General features: G+C 74.1%; 17 protein-coding genes. 7 read left to right on the forward strand and 10 right to left on the reverse strand.

Annotated features, from left to right (window positions below; translation table 11 throughout):
* Positions 1–436: 436 nt before the first annotated feature.
* Positions 437–1,096, forward strand: coding sequence for a M23 family metallopeptidase (locus ACFY32_RS24980; protein WP_390675300.1), 660 nt, complete (start codon positions 437–439; stop codon positions 1,094–1,096).
* 22 nt (positions 1,097–1,118) lie between these two features.
* On the opposite strand, the gene ACFY32_RS24985 is transcribed toward ACFY32_RS24980, so the two are convergent.
* Positions 1,119–1,706, reverse strand: coding sequence for a TetR/AcrR family transcriptional regulator (locus tag ACFY32_RS24985; RefSeq protein WP_359200327.1), 588 nt, complete (start codon positions 1,704–1,706; stop codon positions 1,119–1,121).
* Positions 1,707–1,850: 144 nt separating this feature from the next.
* Between ACFY32_RS24985 and ACFY32_RS24990 the strand changes: the two genes are divergently transcribed.
* On the forward strand, positions 1,851–3,425 hold the full coding sequence (locus ACFY32_RS24990) for an MDR family MFS transporter (protein WP_359200325.1): 1,575 nt from the start codon (positions 1,851–1,853) through the stop codon (positions 3,423–3,425).
* A 75-nt stretch (positions 3,426–3,500) separates the two neighbouring features.
* Here the strand turns inward: ACFY32_RS24990 and cseC are convergent, their stop codons facing one another.
* From cseC to ACFY32_RS25015, 5 genes are all read right to left on the reverse strand, one after another.
* A complete protein-coding gene (gene cseC / locus ACFY32_RS24995) occupies positions 3,501–4,862 on the reverse strand; it encodes a two-component system sensor histidine kinase CseC (protein WP_390675301.1) in 1,362 nt (453 codons plus the stop codon).
* 8 nt (positions 4,863–4,870) lie between these two features.
* Positions 4,871–5,566 carry a two-component system response regulator CseB gene (cseB, locus tag ACFY32_RS25000; RefSeq protein WP_390675302.1) on the reverse strand — a complete coding sequence of 232 codons (696 nt, stop codon included), beginning with the start codon at positions 5,564–5,566 and terminating at the stop codon, positions 4,871–4,873.
* A gap of 173 nt (positions 5,567–5,739) precedes the next feature.
* Complete coding sequence (locus ACFY32_RS25005) at positions 5,740–6,321, reverse strand: hypothetical protein (RefSeq protein ID WP_359200482.1); 582 nt, start codon at positions 6,319–6,321, stop codon at positions 5,740–5,742.
* 122 nt (positions 6,322–6,443) lie between these two features.
* The gene (locus tag ACFY32_RS25010; RefSeq protein ID WP_359200319.1) at positions 6,444–6,986 is read right to left on the reverse strand and encodes a SigE family RNA polymerase sigma factor; all 543 of its coding nucleotides are present in this window, start codon (positions 6,984–6,986) and stop codon (positions 6,444–6,446) included.
* A 231-nt stretch (positions 6,987–7,217) separates the two neighbouring features.
* On the reverse strand, positions 7,218–8,417 hold the full coding sequence (locus tag ACFY32_RS25015; protein ID WP_390675303.1) for an A/G-specific adenine glycosylase: 1,200 nt from the start codon (positions 8,415–8,417) through the stop codon (positions 7,218–7,220).
* Positions 8,418–8,647: 230 nt separating this feature from the next.
* On the opposite strand from ACFY32_RS25015, the gene ACFY32_RS25020 reads away from it, so the two are divergent.
* Together ACFY32_RS25020 and ACFY32_RS25025 are read left to right on the forward strand one after the other, a co-directional pair.
* The gene (locus ACFY32_RS25020) at positions 8,648–10,246 is read left to right on the forward strand and encodes a sensor histidine kinase (protein WP_390675304.1); all 1,599 of its coding nucleotides are present in this window, start codon (positions 8,648–8,650) and stop codon (positions 10,244–10,246) included.
* Positions 10,243–10,908 carry a response regulator gene (locus ACFY32_RS25025; protein ID WP_390675305.1) on the forward strand — a complete coding sequence of 222 codons (666 nt, stop codon included), beginning with the start codon at positions 10,243–10,245 and terminating at the stop codon, positions 10,906–10,908. The genes ACFY32_RS25020 and ACFY32_RS25025 overlap by 4 nt, the downstream gene beginning before the upstream one ends.
* Before the next feature lie 38 nt (positions 10,909–10,946).
* Here the strand turns inward: ACFY32_RS25025 and ACFY32_RS25030 are convergent, their stop codons facing one another.
* The gene (locus tag ACFY32_RS25030) at positions 10,947–11,600 is read right to left on the reverse strand and encodes a phosphatase PAP2 family protein (protein ID WP_390675306.1); all 654 of its coding nucleotides are present in this window, start codon (positions 11,598–11,600) and stop codon (positions 10,947–10,949) included.
* Positions 11,601–11,775: 175 nt separating this feature from the next.
* On the opposite strand from ACFY32_RS25030, the gene ACFY32_RS25035 reads away from it, so the two are divergent.
* A complete protein-coding gene (locus ACFY32_RS25035) occupies positions 11,776–12,621 on the forward strand; it encodes a hypothetical protein (RefSeq protein WP_390675307.1) in 846 nt (281 codons plus the stop codon).
* A gap of 32 nt (positions 12,622–12,653) precedes the next feature.
* Here ACFY32_RS25035 and disA read toward each other — a convergent pair whose 3' ends face one another.
* Together disA and radA are read right to left on the reverse strand one after the other, a co-directional pair.
* Positions 12,654–13,778, reverse strand: coding sequence for a DNA integrity scanning diadenylate cyclase DisA (disA, locus tag ACFY32_RS25040; RefSeq protein WP_359200311.1), 1,125 nt, complete (start codon positions 13,776–13,778; stop codon positions 12,654–12,656).
* 81 nt (positions 13,779–13,859) lie between these two features.
* Positions 13,860–15,269: a DNA repair protein RadA gene (gene radA, locus ACFY32_RS25045; protein WP_390675308.1), complete on the reverse strand. Its 1,410-nt coding sequence runs from the start codon at positions 15,267–15,269 to the stop codon at positions 13,860–13,862.
* 232 nt (positions 15,270–15,501) lie between these two features.
* On the opposite strand from radA, the gene ACFY32_RS25050 reads away from it, so the two are divergent.
* Positions 15,502–17,208 (forward strand): hypothetical protein, encoded by a 1,707-nt coding sequence (locus ACFY32_RS25050; protein WP_390675309.1) that lies wholly within the window; start codon positions 15,502–15,504, stop codon positions 17,206–17,208.
* Between the two features lie 64 nt (positions 17,209–17,272).
* Here ACFY32_RS25050 and ACFY32_RS25055 read toward each other — a convergent pair whose 3' ends face one another.
* Complete coding sequence (locus ACFY32_RS25055; RefSeq protein ID WP_390675310.1) at positions 17,273–18,178, reverse strand: hypothetical protein; 906 nt, start codon at positions 18,176–18,178, stop codon at positions 17,273–17,275.
* A 62-nt stretch (positions 18,179–18,240) separates the two neighbouring features.
* Between ACFY32_RS25055 and ACFY32_RS25060 the strand changes: the two genes are divergently transcribed.
* On the forward strand, positions 18,241–19,173 hold the full coding sequence (locus ACFY32_RS25060) for a Ppx/GppA phosphatase family protein (protein WP_359200303.1): 933 nt from the start codon (positions 18,241–18,243) through the stop codon (positions 19,171–19,173).
* The last annotated feature ends 76 nt before the right edge of the window (positions 19,174–19,249 follow it).

The following is a 19,249-nucleotide window of genomic DNA, read 5'->3' on the forward strand; positions in this document are numbered from 1 at the left end:
TGTCCTCTCCCGTCCGGGCGCTGCTGATTGACGAGGACATGCTCGTGGGCGCGGGTGGCGGGGGAGGAACGCGGGGGTTACCGCCCGGTAGTGAGCGCGTAGCCCCCGTCACATTCGGGCGGGTCCCGACGGGGGGTGCCGGTGACATGCCGCACAGGGAAATCGGGGGGTACTAGCCGGAATAGTCGCCGGGACGGCAAGTGCGAAACCGGGCTCGCCGAGCACGCCGCAGGGGATTGACCCGGACTTCTGACCTGCTTTGTCCTGAATGCCAGATCTGGTGAGGGATGAGTGGTTTCGCGGTCAACTACTACATATCGTCGTAGGTCACACCTTTGTGCAAGTACGTCCCGCCGGGTTACCAAGGTGGAGCCCGCCCGGCGAGTGTCTGTGCGTCGGAGGGGCTTTCCTTTGCACCCGTCCCCATGAGGTTCGAATGTCTTCGCGTGTCACGCCCCGTTTCTCCCGTCCGACCACTCTGCGCACCCGCGCCGCGGTCCTGGCCGCCGGTATGAGCGCCTCGGTCGCACTGGGAGCCGGGGTCGCGGCCGCCGCCGACACCACGGCGGCCTCCAGCGCCACCGGCGTCGCGAGCGCCGTGGAGGCGCAGGCCGCGGCCCAGGCGAAGGCGGCCAAGGCCGGAAAGGCCGTCCAGGCCGCCGCCGAGAAGAAGGCCGTCTCCTGGATCGACCCGGTCAAGAGCTACAAGCTCAGCGCCACCTTCAACCAGGCCGGCGGCATGTGGTCGCACAAGCACAGCGGCCAGGACTTCGCCGTCCCGATCGGCACCAACGTGATGGCCGCCCACGGCGGCACCGTCGTCAAGGCCGGCGGCAACGGCGCCGGCGACGGCCCCGCCTACGGCAACGCCGTCGTCATCAAGCACGGCAACGGCACGTACTCCCAGTACGCGCACCTGTCGCGGATCGACGTCAAGGTGGGCCAGGTCGTCAAGACCGGCCAGCACATCGCCGCCTCCGGCAACACCGGCAACTCCAGCGGCCCGCACCTGCACTTCGAGATCCGTACGACCCCGAACTACGGCTCGGCCGTCGACCCGGTCGCCTTCCTGCGCTCGCAGGGTGTGACCGTCTGACGCGACCGCGTCGACAAGAGCCTCAGGCGCCCTGATGCGCCTGGGTGACCAGATCGATCGCGACCTCGAGGACAGCCTTGCGCTTGGCCTCGGGGTCGCCTTCGAGGTCCTGGAGCACGAACATCCCGGCGTGCAGCGTGAACATCGCGCTGACGCAGCGCACCTGGTCGGTCAGATCGGCCTCGGGGTCGACGAGGATGTCCCGCAGGCCCAGCATCCGGGTCTTGAACATCTCGCCGATGCGCAGCTCCCGTACCGTCGCCTGGTTCTCCTGCATGAAGCGGAACAGCGGGGCCGCCGCGGCCAGCACCTCGCTGTAGCGGCGGACGATCTCCTGCTTGGTCTCCAGGGTGTGCGGCTGCCCGGCGCCCCAGTCGATCAGGTCGCTGATCGGCTGCGAGAGATCCTCGAAGATGCTGACCAGGATCTCTTCCTTGGTCTTGAAGTGGTAGTAGAGGGCCGCCTTGGTGACGTCCAGGCGCTCGGCGATCTCCCGCAGGGAGGTCTTCTCGTACCCCTGCTCGGCGAAGAGTTCGAGAGCCACGTCCTGGATGCGCTGGCGGGTGTCCCCGCGGCGCCGCTGTTTGGTGCCGTCCATCGTGCCGCCCATTTTCCTACGCCACCTCCCGCTGTGCGCACTCGCCCGTCGCTTTCCGAAAAACTTACTTGACGCCCGGCTAGTTACGCGTCTACCTTCCCGAGTGTAGTCACTAGCCGGGCGGCAAGTAAGTAGCAACTGGGGGAAGTGGGAGTCATGGCCCAGACCGAGACGACGGACGGGAAACAACCCAGGAGCGTGCGGGTGGTCCTGCTCGCGCTCATGATCGCGATGATGCTCGCGATGCTGGACAACATGATCATCGGCACCGCGATGCCGACGATCGTCGGCGAGCTGGGGGGCCTGGAACACCTGTCCTGGGTGGTCACCGCGTACACGCTCGCGACCGCGGCGGCCACGCCGCTGTGGGGCAAGCTCGGGGACATGTACGGCCGCAAGGGCACGTTCATGACCTCGATCGTGCTCTTCCTGATCGGTTCGGCGCTCAGCGGCATGGCCCAGGACATGGGCCAGCTCATCGGCTTCCGCGCCGTGCAGGGCCTGGGCGCCGGCGGTCTGATGGTCGGCGTGATGGCCATCATCGGCGACCTCATACCGCCCCGTGAGCGGGGCAAGTACCAGGGCATGATGGCCGCCGTCATGGCGCTGGCGATGATCGGCGGACCGCTGGTCGGCGGCACCATCACCGACCACTGGGGCTGGCGCTGGTCCTTCTACATCAACCTGCCGCTCGGCGTGGTCGCGCTGGCGCTGATCAGCGTCGTGCTGCACCTGCCGAAGAAGCGGGCCGAGGCGAGCATCGACTATCTCGGCGCCGCCCTGCTGACCATCGGCATCACCGCGATCGTCCTGGTCACCACCTGGGGCGGCACGGAGTACGCCTGGACCTCCGCGCGGATCATGGAACTGATCGGCATCGGGGTCGCCGCGCTGGTCGGCTTCGTGTTCTGGCAGACCCGGGCCGCCGAGCCGGTCGTGCCGCTGCACATCTTCCGCAGCCGCAACTTCACGCTGATGTCGCTGATCGGCTTCATCGTCGGCTTCGTGATGTTCGGCGCGACCCTCTTTCTGCCGCTGTACCAGCAGTCGGTGCAGGGCGCGTCCGCGACCAACTCCGGGCTGCTGCTGCTGCCGATGCTGGGCGCCATGCTGGTCACGTCGATGGTCGCGGGCCGGGTGACGACCAACACCGGCCGGTACAAGATCTTCCCGATCCTCGGCGGCGTGCTGATGACGGCCGGGCTGTACCTGCTGTCGCTGATGGACACGGAGACCTCGCGGTTCACCTCCGGGGTCTACATGGCCGTCGTCGGTCTCGGCATGGGCTGTCTGATGCAGATCACCATGCTGGTCGCGCAGAACAGCGTCGAGATGAAGGACATGGGCGTGGCCTCCTCGTCCACCACCCTCTTCCGTACCCTCGGCTCCTCCTTCGGCGTGGCGATCATGGGCGCGCTGTTCAACCACCGCGTCCAGGACGTGATGGCCGAGCGGGCCGGCGCGCTGGGCTCCAAGGTGACCGAGCAGTCCGCGCAGCTCGACGCGGCGAGCCTGGCCAAGCTGCCGGCGGCGGCGCGGGAGGCGTACCAGCATGCGGTCTCCTCCGGCACCCACGGGGCGTTCCTGCTCGGCTCGGCGGTGGCGGTGCTGGCGCTGGTGGCGGCGGTGTTCGTCAAGGAGGTGCCGCTCAAGGGGGCGGGCCCGAAGACGGACGACGGCGGCGGCGGCCCGGTCCCGCAGGACAAGGTGAGCGTGGGGGAGACGGTCTGACGGCTCCCGGCTGAAAGGCCCCGAAGGCCCCGGAGGCGCCCGCCTCCGGGGCCTTCGCCGTACGCCGTGCTGTGGTCAGCCCCTGCCCGGCCGGTCCGGCAGTATCGGGTAGCTGCCCGTGTTGGTCGGGGCGTGTTCCGGCAGCCAGAGCACGGCGACCGCGCCCTCCGCCGGTATGTGCGCCGGCGCGCCCACCGGCCGTACGTTGCGGAAGGTCAGCCGCGCGCCCAGTACCCGGGCCTGTCCCGCCGCGATGGTCAGCCCCAGCCCGTGGCCGCGCCCGGCGCGGTCCGCGCTGCCGGTGCGGAAGCGGCTCGGGCCCTCGGCGAGCAGGGCCTCGGGGAAGCCGGGCCCGTGGTCGCGGACCCGGATGACCCGGCCCTCGACGGTCACCTCGACCGGGGGGCGGCCGTGCCGGGCGGCGTTGGTGAGCAGGTTCAGCAGCACGCGCTCCAGGCGGCGCGGGTCGGTGGTGACCTCCGACTCGTGCACCACCCGGACCACCACGTCCGGGTCCTTGGCCAGCGCCCGCCGGGTGACGAACTCGCCCAGCAGGATGTCCTGAAGCTCCGCCCGCTCCGAGGCGCTGTCCAGCCGGGCCACCTCCAGCACGTCCTCGACCAGGGTGCGCATCGCCTTGGCCCGGTCCAGGACCAGCTCGGTCGGCCGGCCCGGGGGCAGCAGCTCGGCGGCGGTCAGCAACCCGGTCACCGGGGTGCGCAGCTCGTGCGCGATGTCGGCGGTGACCCGGCGCTCGGCCTCCAGGCGCTGCTGGAGGGCGTCCGCCATCGCGTCCACGGCCCGTGCGAGGTCGTCGGTCTCGTCCCGGACCACCCCGCCGATGGCGTCCCGTACCCGCACCTCGGTCTCGCCCTTGGCGACCCGGTTCGCGGCGGCGGCGGCCTTGCGCAGCCGGCGGGACATCTGCCCGCCGATCAGCACCCCGATCGCGCTGCCGCCGAGCACCACCGCGATGGAGCCGATCACCAGGGCCTGGTCGAGGTCCTTGAGGATGACCGAGCTGCGGTCGGTGAACCCGCTGTGCAGGGACATCACATGCCCGTCCTTCAGCGGCACCGCGGCCCATATGTCGGTGGCCCCGCCCGCCCGGTCCGAGACGTACGTCGCCCGCCGCCCGGCCTCGGTCTTCGCGCGCAGCTCCCGGGGCAGGGCCGGGTCGTCGATGCGGGCGCCCGGGAAGTTCACCCGGCCCGACAGCTCGTAGTTGCGCTGGGCGATCACCAGGCGGTCGTCGGCGAGATCGCGGGCGTTGTCCAGCATCGACACCCGCGCCGCGTTGTGCACCACCAGGCTCAGCGCCACCGCGACCAGCGCGCCGACCAGGGCGATGGCCGCGCTCAGCTTCCACCGCAGGCCCGTACGCAGGCCCGCGCGCCGCACCAGCGCGGTGACCGGACGGCGGAAATACCCCCGCATGTCCGTGCTCAGGCCTTCAGCTTGTAGCCGAAGCCGCGGACCGTCTCGATCCGGTCCTGGCCGATCTTCGTCCGCAGCCGCTGCACATGGACGTCGACGACCCGGGTGTCCCCGCCCCAGCCGTAGTCCCACACCCGCTCCAGCAGCTTGTCCCGGGAGAGCACGGTGCCCGGCGCCGAGGAGAACTCCAGCAGCAGCCGCATCTCGGTCGGGGTGAGCGCCACCGGCCGCCCGGCCCGGCGCACCTCCATGCCCTCGGTGTCGACCTCCAGCTCGCCGAAGGTCAGCAACCCGCCGCCGTCGGCCGCCTCGCCCCGGTCGCCGCCGCCGGCGTGGCCGAACCGGCGCAGCACCGCGCGGATACGGGCGACCAGCACCGCCCCGTCGAAGGGCTTGGTCACATAGTCGTCGGCGCCCGCCTCCAGGCCGAGGACCACGTCGATGGAGTCGGCGCGCGCCGACAGCATGATCACCGGCACGGTCGACTCGTCCCGGATACGGCGGCACAGGCTGACGCCGTCCAGGCCCGGGACCATGACGTCCAGCAGCGCGATGTCGGGCCGTCTGGCCCGGAACGACTCCAGGCCCGACAGCCCGTCGGGCATCGCGGTGACCGCGAAGCCGTCCCGCTCCAGGGCGAGCTGGGTGGCCTCGCGGATGACGTCGTCGTCCTCGACGAACAGGACGTGGGTCTGGTCTGCCATCCGGTGCTCTCAGTCCTCGTGTCGTGCGTGTCGTGCGGTGCCGCCGGTCATCCGTCCACCCCTGTCGTTCGTACGCAGGGGTCCGACGGCCATCCGTCCGCCCGTGTCATCGTGCACAGGGGCCGGCCGTTCGTCCGTCCACCCCTGACATCGTGCGCGGGGGCCCGAACGGTTCACGGGGCCTCGGTCGGGGCGCTCCCCGCGGCGTTGCTGTAGTCGGTGTGCGTGCGGAACCGCTCGGTGAAGCGGCCCGCGGACCAGCGGTACGTGATCACGTTCTCGCTGGACGGGTTCGACACCGGGTCGCCCTTCGCGTACACCTGCTTGCTCACCACCAGGTCGCCACGGTCGATCTCCGCGTAGACCGGGGGTTCCTCCGCCGTGAACACGTTCTCGTACGCACCGCTGCGCCTGCGGTACACGTAGCTGCCCACCCCGACCGCGTCTCCGCAGGTCAGGACGTTGACGACAATGTCCTCGACGGAGGAGCCGGTCAGCTCCCCGTAACTGACGTCGACCGGGTACTCGTCGGCGACGCACGGCTTCAGATCGCGCTTGACCTCCGCCGAGACCCGCGGGTCGGACTTCACCAGCCGGACCGCGTCCACCCGGTCCGGCGTCCCGGCCGATGACGACGACGGCGAGGCGGCGGCCTCCGGCGCCGCGCCGGCTCGGGCCGGCCCCTCGTCCCGGGCGCCGGTCCCGCCGGTCCCGCACCCGCCGAGCGACACGGCGAGGAGGACGACCCCGGCCAGAGCCGGACCCGCCGCCGCCCCGGCCCGCCCGCGCGACGCCGCGAGGCCGACGCGGCCCCGGGCCGTCGCCGGGCCGGGCGCGCCGGTGTCTTCCGTGGCCGTTCGGGGCCCCGGGCCGCAGCTCAGGCCGCGCACCGCTCCCGCTCCTCACGCTCCAGCGCGCGTGCCTCCGACTCGCGGGCGACCAGCTCCTCGCGGAGCCGGGCGAGCGCCCGGTGCAGCGTGCTCTTGACCGTACCGGCCGACATGCCGAGGGCGGCGGCCGTCTCCTCCGTGGACATCTGCTCCCAGTGTCGCAGCACGACCACGCTGCGCTGCTTGGGGGCGAGCACCTTCAGGACGTCCATCAGCAGGGCCCGGTCGGCGTGCCGCTCGGCGGCGTCGTCGGTGGACGCCACCTCCGGGAGCTGCTCGGTCGGGACCTCCTCCAGCTTGCGCGCCCGCCACCACTCGGTCCGCGTGTTGATCATGACCCGGCGCAGATAGGCGTCCGCGAGCCGCTTGTCCTCGATGGTCTCCCAGCGGCCGTACGTCCGGGCCAGCGCGGTCTGCAGCAGGTCCTGCGCGTCGACGGGGTCCGGGACCAGCCGGCGGGCACTGCGCAGCAGCGCGTCCTGCCGCGTACGGACGTACTCCTCGAACTCGAGCACCTCGCCCTGCGCCATGGTGAACCGCCTCCCCTTCCCCGTGGGTCCTGATCCGTGCCGGGTCCGCCGGGCACGGAACGAAACTAGGGAATCGTTGTCACGGCGCTGTGCGCGGCAGCCTGCGGCCGGCCCTCGGCTGCCCGTCGGTTGTGTAACGGCCGGGGGAGCGGGGCGGGGACGGGACCGGTAAAGGGGGTTACGCGGCGATACGCGCCGGCGGCCGCGGGGCGCCGCGCCCGCCGGGGGCGGTCAGGTCAGCGGCAGCCGGTAGCGGCCGCCCGCGAGCGGCTCCACCAGGCCGTCGGCGACCAGGCCGTCCAGCGCGCGGGCGCGCTGCACCGGCTCGTGCCACACCCGGTCCAGGGCGGCCTGCGGCACCGGGCCGTGCGCCTCGCGCAGTACGGCGAGCAGCCGGCCGCGGACCTGCCGGTCGGTGCCCGCGTACGTCTGGCCGCGGCGCGGCGGGCCGTCGTGCGCGGGCTTGCCCGCCAGCCGCCACGCGCACTGCGCGGCGATCGGGCAGCGGTGGCAGGACTCGTTGCGCGCGGTGCAGATCAGCGCGCCGAGTTCCATCGAGGCGGCGGCCCAGCGCGCGGCGGTCGCCTCGTCGTCGGGCAGCAGCGCGCGGGCGAGCCGGCGCTCGGCGGCGGTGGTGGCGTTCGGCGGGTACTGCACGCCGGTGACCGCCCGCGCGAACACCCGGCGCACATTGGTGTCCAGTACGGCGTGGCGGCGCCCGTAGGCGAACGAGGCGACCGCGGCGGCCGTGTACTCGCCGATGCCGGGCAGGGCGAGCAACTGGGCGTGGTCGGACGGTACGTCGCCGCCGTGCCGTTCCGCTATGGCGACGGCGGCGCCGTGCAGCCGCAGGGCGCGGCGCGGATAGCCGAGCCGGCCCCAGGCGCGGACGGCCTCGCCGGGGGCCTCCTTGGCGAGGTCGGCGGGGCGCGGCCAGCGGGCCAGCCACTGCTCGTAGACGGGCAGGACACGGCTGACCGGCGTCTGCTGGAGCATGAACTCGCTGACCATCACGCCCCACGCGCCGGCCTCGGGCCGTCGCCAGGGCAGATCCCGGGCGTGCTCGTCGAACCAGTCGATGACGGGGGCGTGCAGCGCGGTGCCGTCGGGGGTGCCGTCGGGGGCGGCCGAGGGGCGCTCGACGGAGGCGCGCTCCGGTGCGGACTCGGGGGTGCGCTCCGGGGCGGGCTCGGTGGTGCGCTCCGGCGCGGGGGCGCCGACGTGCGGGACGGCTGGGGCGCCGACGTGCGCGCCTGCGCGGTCGGCGGGCCGGCCGGCGGCCGGGGCGGGGGCGGAGGCGGGGCCCGGGGCAGCGGCAGAGGCGTGCCCGGCGGCCTGGTCGGCGGCGGTGTCGGTCGGGGAGGAGTCCGGGCCGCAGCCCGGGGCCGGGGTGGCGGGGCCGGTGTGCGAGGGCTTCGTGGGCGCAGTCATGACCTCCCGATCCTGCCACGGGAGGACCACCGCACGGGCGCACCGCCACCCGGTGCGGCCCCGGTACGCACCCCAGGCCCACCACACGGGCGTAGCGCCACCCCGTGGGCACCCACCTCCGGACCACCGCACGGGCGCGCCGCCACCCGCTCCCATGCCCGGTGGCAGGGCACTCACCCCTGACGATCGGCAGAGGCGCCGCCCTGCCCCCCGCTTGTAGCGTCGACGGCATGGAACACTCCCGTCCGGCACCGGCACCGGCACCGACACCGGCACCGGCGCGTCCGGTCGGTGCCGTGCTGCTCTGGGCGGCGCTCGCGCTCCCCGCGCTCACGGCGGACCTGATCGGGCTGAACGAGCCGCGCGCCCCCTGGCAGCAACTGACCGGCCTGCTGGTGCTGGCCGCGTCCGTCGCGCTCGCCCGGCGCCGCCCGCTGCTGTCGTTCGCGCTCACCGCCGGGCTCGGGGTGGCCACCGCACCCGCCCTGTTCAGCGTCTCCTACGGCCCGGCGCTCGGCGTCCTCGCGCTGCTGCTCGGCCTGCGCGCGCCGCGCGCCCGCCCGGCGGCACTGTGCTTCGCGGCCGTCGGCGCCGCGGGCACGGCCAGGATCGTGGCCGTCGGCGTCGACCCGGCGCCCGAGTTCCTGGTGCTGACCGGCACGCTGCTGTTCGGCTGCGTCTTCCCCTGGCTCGGCGGACGCTACTGGCGGCAGAGCCGCGCGCTGGCCGAGGCGGGCTGGCTGCGGGCGGCCCGCCTGGAGGACGAGCAGCGGCACGCCGAGGAACGCGCCAGGCTGCGCGAGCGGGCCCGGATCGCCCAGGACATGCACGACTCCCTCGGCCACGAACTGAGCCTGATCGCCCTGCGCGCCGGCGCCCTGCAGGTCGCCCCCGGACTGGCCGACGGCCACCGCGCCGCCGCGGCCGATCTGCGGGCCGCCGCCGCCGACGCCACGGACAGGCTGCACCGCATCATCGGCGTACTGCGCGAGGCCGACGAACCCGTTCCGCTGGCCCCGCCCGGCGAGAGCGTCGAGCAACTCGTCTCCCGGGCCGCCGAGTCGGGCCTCCCGGTCACCTGGGAACCGTCGCCGCCCGCTCCGCCCGAGCCCGGCACGGTCGCCGAACGCCTGCTGCACCGGGTCGTGCGCGAGGCGCTGACCAACGCGGTCCGGCACGCCCCCGGCGCCCCGGTGACCGTCGCCCTCACCGGACACCCGTACGGCAGCACCGTCACCGTCACCAACGGACCGGCCACCGGGGCGGGTGCCGCCTCCTCGGGCGGTTCCGGACTGCTCGGCCTGCGGGCCGCCGTCACCGCGGTCGGCGGGGACTTCGAGGCGGGCCCGCGCGGGGACGGCTTCCGCGTCCGGGCGTACGTCCCCGCGCGCCAGGCGCCCGCCCCCGCCGGGCGCCCCCCGGCGGCGCCCTTCGCCCACGCCCGCCGCCGGGTCGCCCTCGGCCTCGGCGCCGCCGCCGGCGCGGGCGTCGTCCTGGTCGGCGCCGCCTTCGGCTGGTACGCGTACACCGAGACCCACTCGGTGCTCAACCCCAGCGCCTACGCGGCCCTGCGCCTGGGCGCCCCCGCCGCCGACGTCACCCCCGTACTGCCCGACCGCGCGGTCAACGACCCCCCGGACGAGCGCGCCCCCGCGCCCCCCGAGGGCGCCACCTGCCGTTACTACCGCGCCAGCGGCGAACTGCTGGTCTCCGTCGACCACTTCAGGCTCTGCTTCGACGGCACGGACCGCCTGGTCGCCAAGGACGTGGTCCCCCGCGCCGGACCGGCCGGCGAAGGCCGCGAGGAATACGAGGAGTTGTCCAGGTGATCCGGGTCCTGCTGGCCGACGACGAGGCGATGGTACGGGCCGGGGTGCGCGCCATCCTGACGAGCGCCGGCGGCGGCGAGTGCGAGGTCGTCGCCGAGGCGGGCGACGGCCGCGAGGCGGTCGAACTGGCCCGCGCGCACCGCCCGGACGTCGCCCTGCTCGACATCCGCATGCCCCGCCTGGACGGGCTCGCCGCGGCCGAGGAGATCGTCCGCGCCGTCCCCGGCACGGCGGTCGCCATGCTGACCACCTTCTCCGAACAGTCCTACGTCGACCGCGCCCTGGCCGGCGGCGCCACCGGCTTCCTGCTGAAGTCCGGCGATCCGTACGAACTCATCGCGGGCGTCCGGGCGGTGGCGGGCGGCGCCGCCTTCCTGTCGCCGAAGGTCGCCCGGTACGTCATCGAGGACCTCGGCCGCGCGGGCGGCGGCCGGCCCGCCCGCGAGGCCCACGCCCGCACCCGCGTGGCGCGGCTGACCCCCCGCGAACGCGAGGTGCTCGGCCTGGTCGGCGCCGGCCTGTCCAACCCGGAGATCGCGGCCCGCCTGCATCTCGTCGAGGGCACGGTGAAGGCGTACGTCAGCGCGGTCCTGGACCGTCTGGAGGTACGCAACCGCGTGCAGGCCGCGATCGTCGCCTACGAGGCCGGGCTGGTGCCCTAGGTTCCGCCGTCCGGATCACGCCGCGGACGCGGGGCCTCTCAGGGGCGCGGGTGCACCTGGTACGCCGGAGCGCGCCCCGGCGCGGTGTCCGGTCCCGGTCCGGTCAGCCACCGTGCCACGGGCGCCGACGACCCCCGCACCGCCACCGTCAGCCGTGTCGACGCACCCGTGCCCAGCCGTACGACGAGCACGGCGACGAGCGCGCCGAGCAGCAGCCCGGCGGCCACATCGTGCGGGTAGTGCACGCCGACGAAGACGCGGGAGTACGCCATCAGCAGGGCGAGCGGCGCGGTCAGCCAGAGGACCGCCCGCCGGACCAGGGCGAGGGAGAGCGCGGCGGCGCCCGCGATGGTGGCGTGGTTGCTGGGGAAGGACCAGTCGCCGTGCGGCGGGCACTCGGCCAGGGACCGCGCCGCTCCGGCGACCGCCCGGCACGGACGCTCCTCCGTGATCACCGACTTCAGCAGTTCACTGCACACGTACGCCACGGCCGTGGCCACGGGTGCAAGCGCCGCGATCGCGAACGCGCGGGGGTCGCCGCGGCGCGTGCGCCACCACGCGGTGACGAACAGGACGCCGAACAGCAGCAGTCCGCCCTCCGTCCATGCCTCCGCCGTGTGCCGCAGCCACCCGGGCGCGTCGCGGGCCTGCCCGGTGATGTCGAGATAGAGCCATCGGTCCTGGAAGTCCATGGTCACGGACGGTAGGCGGCACGCCGATACGGTCACATCCTGCGATCGTCAGGTGCGGCACCTGACGAAAGTCAGGGGGGCGGGGACGGTCTCCGAAATGATGATCCGGAAAAGTTGATGACCCGAACGGCGGGTGGCGCAAGCGAACGGACCGATCTCTCGTACAGTTTGCGCCGTGGGATCTCTGCGCAATCCGGTCGGGCCGCTTCCCTCCTCCATCTACTGGCGACGGAGGGTCGTACTGCTGTCTGTGATCGTCGTGTTGGCGCTGCTGATCACGTGGATCGTGACCTCGGGCGGCGGTGGCGGCGGCAACGGTCATGACGACGGCGCCAACGGCAGGAATCCCGCGCCCTCGATCACCCCGGGTCCCTCCGGTTCCGGTCCGGCGATCAGCCAGGCGCCGGGCGGACGCGGGGAGTCGGGCGACGAGGGTACCGGCGGAAGCGGGAACGGCGGCGGGAACGGTTCCGGTGCCGGCTCCGGCTCGGACTCCGGGGCGGGGGCCGGGGGTTCGGCCGGGAGCGGCGGCAGCGGCGGCGGTACGGGCGGCGGTGCCGGGGGCGGTTCGACGACCGGGGTCGGCGCGGGCGACGCGCTGCCGGCCGGGTCGAGCCTGCCCGACTGCACGGCCGGCGCGGTCCGGTTGAGCCTGCGCAGCGTCCGCAACAGCTACGAGCCCGGCCGGACGCCCACCTTCGAACTCACCGCCCGCAACACCTCCGGCAGCGACTGCAAGGTCGATCTCGGGCCCAGGAGCGCCAAGGTGACGATCACTCCGGCGGACGGCGACGACGCGTACTGGTCCTCCGCCGACTGCCCGAAGGGCCCCGGGAGTCTGCTGTACCGGGTCGCCGCGGGCAGCGGCATCACCTACCCGGTGAAGTGGGACCGCAAGCCGAGCGCCCCCGAGTGCGGCACGCCGCCGGCGGGGTCGGCCAAGGCGGGGACGTATCTGGTGGAGGCGAAGGCTCCGGGGTTCGCGAAGGTACAGACGTCGTTCGTACTGGAGAAGGACTGAGCCAGGCCCCCACCGCCGGGGGCCGGGCCGGCTCAGACGTAACGCTCCAGGATGGAACTCTCCGCCAGGCGTGACAGGCCCTCGCGGACGCTGCGGGCGCGGGCCTCGCCGACGCCGTCCACCGTCTGGAGGTCGTCGACGCTGGCGGCCAGCAGCTTCTGCAGCCCGCCGAAGTGCTCCACCAGCCGGTCGATGATCGCGCCCGGCAGCCTCGGCACCTTGGCCAGCAGCCGGAAGCCGCGCGGCGACACCGCCGAGTCCAGCGTCTCGGGCGAGCCCGTGTACCCCAGCGCCCGCGCCACCGTGGCCAGTTCGAGCAGCTCCGCGTGGCTGAGCTTGTCCAGCTCGGCCAGCGCCTCCTCCACCGTGCGGGACCGCTTGGCGGTCGGCTCGGGCACGTAGTCCCGCACCACCAGTTCCCGCTCGGGCTCCACCCCGGCGATCAGCTCGTCCAACTGGAGCGCCAGCAGCCGCCCGTCGGTGCCCAGCTCCACCACGTACTCGGCGATCTCGGTGGCGATCCGGCGCACCATCTCCAGGCGCTGTGCGACCGCCGAGACGTCCCGGACGGTCACCAGGTCCTCGATCTCCAGCGCGGAGAGCGTGCCCGCGACCTCGTCGAGACGGAGCTTGTACCGCTCCAGGGTGGCCAGGGCCTGGTTGGCGCGGGACAGGATCGCCGCCGAGTCCTCCAGGACGCGGCGCTGCCCGTCGACGTAGAGGGCGATCAGCCGCATGGACTGGGAGACGGAGACCACGGGGAAGCCGACCTGCTTGCTGACCCGGTCCGCGGTGCGGTGCCGGGTGCCGGTCTCCTCCGTGGGGATCGTCGCGTCGGGCACGAACTGCACGCCCGCGCGCAGGATCTTCGACAGGTCCGAGGAGAGCACGATGCCGCCGTCGAGCTTGCACAGCTCGCGCAGCCGGGTCGCGGTGAACTCGACGTCCAGCACGAAACCGCCCGTGCACATCGTCTCGACGGTCTTGTCGGAGCCCAGCACGATCAGACCGCCGGTGTTGCCCCGGAGCACCCGCTCCAGGCCGTCGCGCAGGGCGGTGCCGGGTGCCACGGCACTCAGCGAGGCGCGCATCAGGCCATCGGAACCGGCACTCCCACCGGACTTTCCGGGAGCTGCTGCCCGGTCGTTGGCTGCCACTGCACTCCTCCGGTCGCAGGTTCTTGGGCGCCCCCGTTTCGCGCACTCGGTTCGTACGGACGGGCGAGACCAGGGCAAAGTCTACCGGCGCTGCTCCGCCTCCCGGGGGGCCTCTCGCCGACGGGATCGCGGAAGGACCCGCAGAGCGTCCCCTATGTCCGCCACTTCGAGGACCTTCATACCGGCCGGTACCTTGCCCGGATCGCCCGGTACCAGGGCGTGCGTGAAGCCCAGACGGTGGGCCTCGGAGAGCCTGCGCTGCACTCCCGTGACCCGTCTCACCTCGCCCGCGAGCCCCACTTCGCCGATCGCGACCAGGTTCTTCGGCAGCGGGGTGTCGCTGGCCGCGCTCGCCAGCGCCAGGGCGACGGCCAGGTCGGCGGCGGGCTCGGAGAGCTTCACCCCGCCGACCGTCGCGGAGTAGATGTCCCGCTTGCCCAGGGCGCTGATGCGGCCGCGCTGCTCCAGGACGGCCAGCATCATCGACACCCGGGACGTCTCCAGACCGGACGTGGTGCGCCTGGGGGAGGGGATCTGGGAGTCGACGGTGAGCGCCTGCACCTCGGCCACCAGCGGGCGGCGGCCCTCCAGGGTGACGGTGAGACACGTGCCGGGGACCGGCTCGGCCCGGCGGGTGAGGAAGAGGCCGCTGGGGTCGGCGAGACCGGTGATGCCCTCGTCGTGCAGCTCGAAGCAGCCGACCTCGTCGGTGGCGCCGTAGCGGTTCTTGACGCCGCGGACCAGGCGCAGGCGCGCGTGCCGGTCGCCCTCGAAGGACAGGACGACGTCCACCAGGTGCTCCAGCAGGCGGGGGCCGGCGATGGCGCCGTCCTTGGTGACATGGCCCACCAGGAGGGTGGACATGCCGCGCTCCTTGGAGGCGCGGATGAGCGCGCCGGCGACCTCCCGGACCTGGGCCATGCCGCCGGGGGCGCCGTCGATCTCCGGAGAGGCGACCGTCTGCACGGAGTCCAGGATCAGCAGGGACGGCTTCACCGCGTCCAAGTGGCCCAGCACGGCGGCGAGGTCGGTCTCGGCGGCCAGATACAACTGGTCGTGGAGGGCGCCGATCCGGTCGGCGCGCAGCCGGACCTGGCTCGCCGACTCCTCACCCGTGACGTACAGGGTGCGGTGCTCCTCGCTCGCCGACTTGGCGGCCACGTCCAGCAGCAGCGTGGACTTGCCGACGCCGGGCTCGCCCGCGAGCAGCACCACCGCGCCGGGCACCAGTCCGCCGCCGAGCACCCGGTCGAGCTCGGGCACGCCGGTGGAGCGGGCGGTGGCCTGCCGGCCGTCGACCTGGCCGATGGGCACGGCGGAGGTGGTGACCCGCCCCGGGGCCGTCGTACGGACCGCGGGGGCGCCGTACTCCTCGATCGTGCCCCAGGCCTGGCACTCGGGGCAGCGGCCGAGCCACTTGGCCGTCTGCCAGCCGCACTCGGTGCAGCGGTAGGACGGACGGTCCTTGGTGGTCTTCGTACGGGCAGCCATGCGGGAAACCGTAACCGCACCCACTGACACCGCCCCCACCGGCGGCCCGCCGCGCCACGGTCCCGTACCGGCCATCCGCCCGCCGCTCCCGGCCATCCGCCATGTAATGCCGACCCGTACACATGTGGATCAAGTGGTTCGTGTCCCCTATTGAGGGATCGTTTCACCCGTACGGATTAAAAGTGGGCTGTGCGCCAGGTCGCGCCACCCATAGCCGCCTACGGTCACCGGAATGAGCAGCAGCCCGCAGACCACGACCCGCACGACCGGCGCCCACCGGGCGCACCGGGAAGCGCGTGACCGTGCCGCGGCGCGCACGGTGGCGCGGCGACCGCTCGCACGCTACGAGCCGTACCTGGACGGCCTGTTCACCTACTGCCTGTCCGTGCTGTGCGACCACGACACCGCGACCGCCGCCCTGGGCGACGCCCTCGCGCTCGCCGAGCGCCGCGGCCACCGCTCCCCGGAGAACCCCGGCGATCTCCGGGCCTGGCTGTACGCCCTGGCCCGCTGGGCCTGCCTGCGCAAGCTGGCCGAGGGCAAGCGGAAACGCCGGGGCGGCCACGCGGCGGGCCGCCCCGCCGCCGGCCCCCGGCCCGACGACCCGGCCCCGCCCGCCGAGGTCCTGGAGCGGCGCCGCCGCGAACTGGCCCTGCTCGCCTGGCCGGAGGCGGCCGGCACCACCCCGGAGCAGCGCGAGGCCCTCGAACTCGCCGTCCGCCACCACCTGGCCGCCCACGAGGTCGCCGCCGTCCTCGGCCTGGACCCGGTCGCCGCGCGGGAGCTGCTCGCCTCCGCCGCCTGCGAGGTCGAGCGCACCCGCGCGGCCCTCGCCGTCGTGGAGACCGGCACCTGTCCGGGCGCCGCCCGGCTCACCGGCGGCGACCGCCTGGTGCTGAGCGCCGCCCTGCGCCGCGAGCTGGTCCGGCACGTCGACGACTGCCCGCGCTGCCGCCGCACCGCCGAGCGCGCGATCCCCGGCCGCTGGCCCGGCACCAGCGTCACGCCCGCCGAGCTGCCCGTCCTGGAGGCGCCCCACGTGGCGCTGCGGCTCGCCCTGGCGCACCCGCCACGCCCGCGTGGCGCCACCCCGCGCTTCGACCGGCGCGGTTTCCCGATGGACCCCAAGGACCGTGCCGCCCGCCGGGACAAGCTGCGCGCACGTGCCGTCACCACCACCGTCGTCGCCACCGTGGTGGCGGCCCCCGTGTTCGCCCTGTGGGCGGCGTACCGAGGCACCCCGGCCGACGAGGCCGAGGACGGCCGGGCGAGCAGCGCCAGCGAGACCCATGACGAGGACGGCGAGGGCTCGCACGGCTACGAGAACACGGGCACCTCCGGCACCGCCCCCGGCGGCCGCTTCGGCCGGCAGGGCCGGCCCGACGTCTCCGTCGAGGTCCTCGGTACCGGCGGCGCCGGCCGCAAGCGCGCCGGGCACCTGGAGGTCGCCGCCGGTCACCGCGGCGACACCACGCTGATCACCCTGACCTCGACGGGCCGCTCCCCGGTCCGCTGGTCGGTGTCGACCGGCGCCCCCTGGCTCTACCTCAGCCGCTCCTCCGGAACCCTCGGTCCCGGCGAGACGTTCACGATCAAGGTGTACGTCGACCCCCTGCGCGAGCCGTCCGGCCACTGGAGCGCGCGGGTGGCCGTCGCGCCCGTCGGCGCCGTCGTCTCCATCGAGGGCTACGGCACCGCCCCGAGCCCCTCCCGACCGGGCCCGCGTCCCAGCGGCCCCGGCGGGCGGCCCTCCGCCCCCGGCCCGACGATCCCGGCCGCCCCGGCGACCTCGACGCCGCCCGGCCCCCGGCCGAGCGCGACACCGACGCCCACCGCCCCGCCGCCGGCCCCGACACCCGCCGACCCGGGCCCGACCGGCCCGGACGCCTCCTCGCCCCCGCCCGGCGACAGCGACGACCCGAGCCCCGACACCCCGTGACCGCCGGCCCGGTCGGCCGCGGGGCCCGGCCCCGACCGACCACCGGTCCGACCGGCCGCAGGCCCTAACCGACCACCGGTCCGACCGACCGCGGGCCCGGATCGGCCGCCGGACCGCCCGTCGGACCGCCCGCCGGGTCGGGGTCGGCCGGGTGCGGGGCCAGCAGCGGGAGCTGCCCGGCCAGCCGCTCCTCGCACAGCTCGGCCAGCCGGTCGTACCCGGCCTTGCCCATCAGCTCGGTCAGCTCGGCCCGGTAGGAGACGTACACCGGCTCGCCCGCGCCGTGCGCCGAGGTGGCCGACGTGCACCACCAGTGCAGGTCGTGGCCGCCCGGCCCCCAGCCGCGGCGGTCGTACTCGCCGATCGACACCTGGAGCACGCGCGTGTCATCGGGCCGGTCGATCCACTCGTACGTCCGCCGGACCGGCAACTGCCAGCACACGTCCGGCTTGGTCTCCAGCGGCTCGCGGCCCTCCCGCAGCGCCAGGATGTGCAGCGAGCAGCCGGCGCCGCCGGCGAAGCCGGGCCGGTTCTGGAAGATGCACGACCCCTGGAACGGGCGGGTCTGGCGGGAACCCTCCTCGTCCTCCGACACCCAGCCGCTCGCCGTGCCCTCGGCATGGTGCTGCCAGATGTCCGGGGTGAGCCGCGCCACGTGCCCGGCGACCCGCTTCTCGTCGTCCTCGTCGGAGAAGTGCGCGCCCAGCGAGCAGCAGCCGTCGTCCGCGCGGCCCGCCTGGATGCCCTGGCAGCCGCTGCCGAAGACGCAGTTCCAGCGAGAGGTCAGCCAGGTCAGATCGCAGCGGAAGACCTGCTCGTCGTCCGCCGGATCAGGGAACTCCACCCAAGCACGCGCGAAGTCGAACCCCTTCTCGTCGTCCATCAAGGGATTCAGGGGGATTTCACCCTTCTTCACCCGCTTGTCCTTCTTGGCCGACTTTCCGTCCTTCGCCTTTTTCGTCTTTGGCACTCGTCCAGGGTAAGTCGACCGGCCCGGCTCCCCGTACCACGCCGGGCAGTAGCGTTCCGCACATGAGACTCGGTGTTCTCGACGTGGGTTCGAACACGGTGCATCTGCTGGTGGTGGACGCCCACCCCGGAGCCCGCCCGCTGCCCGCGCACTCGCACAAGGCCGAACTGCGCCTCGCCCAACTCCTCGACGCGGACGGCGCGATCGGCACCGAGGGCGTCGACCGCCTGATCACGGTCGTACGGGAGGCGCTCCAGGCCGCCGAGGACAAGGGCGTGCAGAACCTGCTGCCGTTCGCCACCTCCGCCGTGCGCGAGGCCCGCAACGCCGACGACGTCCTCACGCGCGTGCGCGCCGAGACCGGTGTCGAGCTGACGGTCCTGTCCGGCGCGGAGGAGGCCCGGCTCACCTTCCTCGCCGCCCGCCGCTGGTTCGGCTGGTCCGCGGGCAGGCTCCTCGTCCTCGACATCGGCGGCGGCTCCCTGGAGATCGCCTACGGCATCGACGAGGAACCCGACGCCGCCGTCTCCCTGCCGCTCGGCGCGGGCCGGCTGACCGCCGCCCGGCTGCCCGGCGACCCGCCCCACCCGGACGACGTCCGCGCCCTGCGCCGCCATGTGCGCGCCGAGATAGCCGGCACGGTCGGCGAGTTCACCCGCCTCGGCCCGCCCGACCACGTCGTCGCCACCTCGAAGACGTTCAAGCAGTTGGCCCGTATCGCCGGCGCCGCCCGCTCCGCCGAGGGCCTCTACGTCCAGCGGCAGCTCAAGCGCGAGTCCCTGGAGGGCTGGGTCCCGCGCCTGGCCGGCATGACCGCCGCGGAACGCGCCGAACTCCCCGGCGTCTCCGAGGGCCGCGCGGGCCAGCTCGTCGCCGGGGCCCTGGTCGCCGAGGCCGCGATGGACCTCTTCGGCGTCGAGAGCCTGGAGATCTGCCCCTGGGCCCTGCGCGAGGGAGTGATCCTCCGCCGCCTGGACCACATGGGCCAGGGGTAGCGCGCCCTCGGACCACACGGGCCGGGCGCAGCGCCCTCGGACCACACGGGCGGGGGGGCAGCGCCCGCGCATCCAG

Source organism: Streptomyces sp. NPDC000134 (assembly GCF_042899225.1).
In the GTDB taxonomy this organism is placed as follows: domain Bacteria; phylum Actinomycetota; class Actinomycetes; order Streptomycetales; family Streptomycetaceae; genus Streptomyces.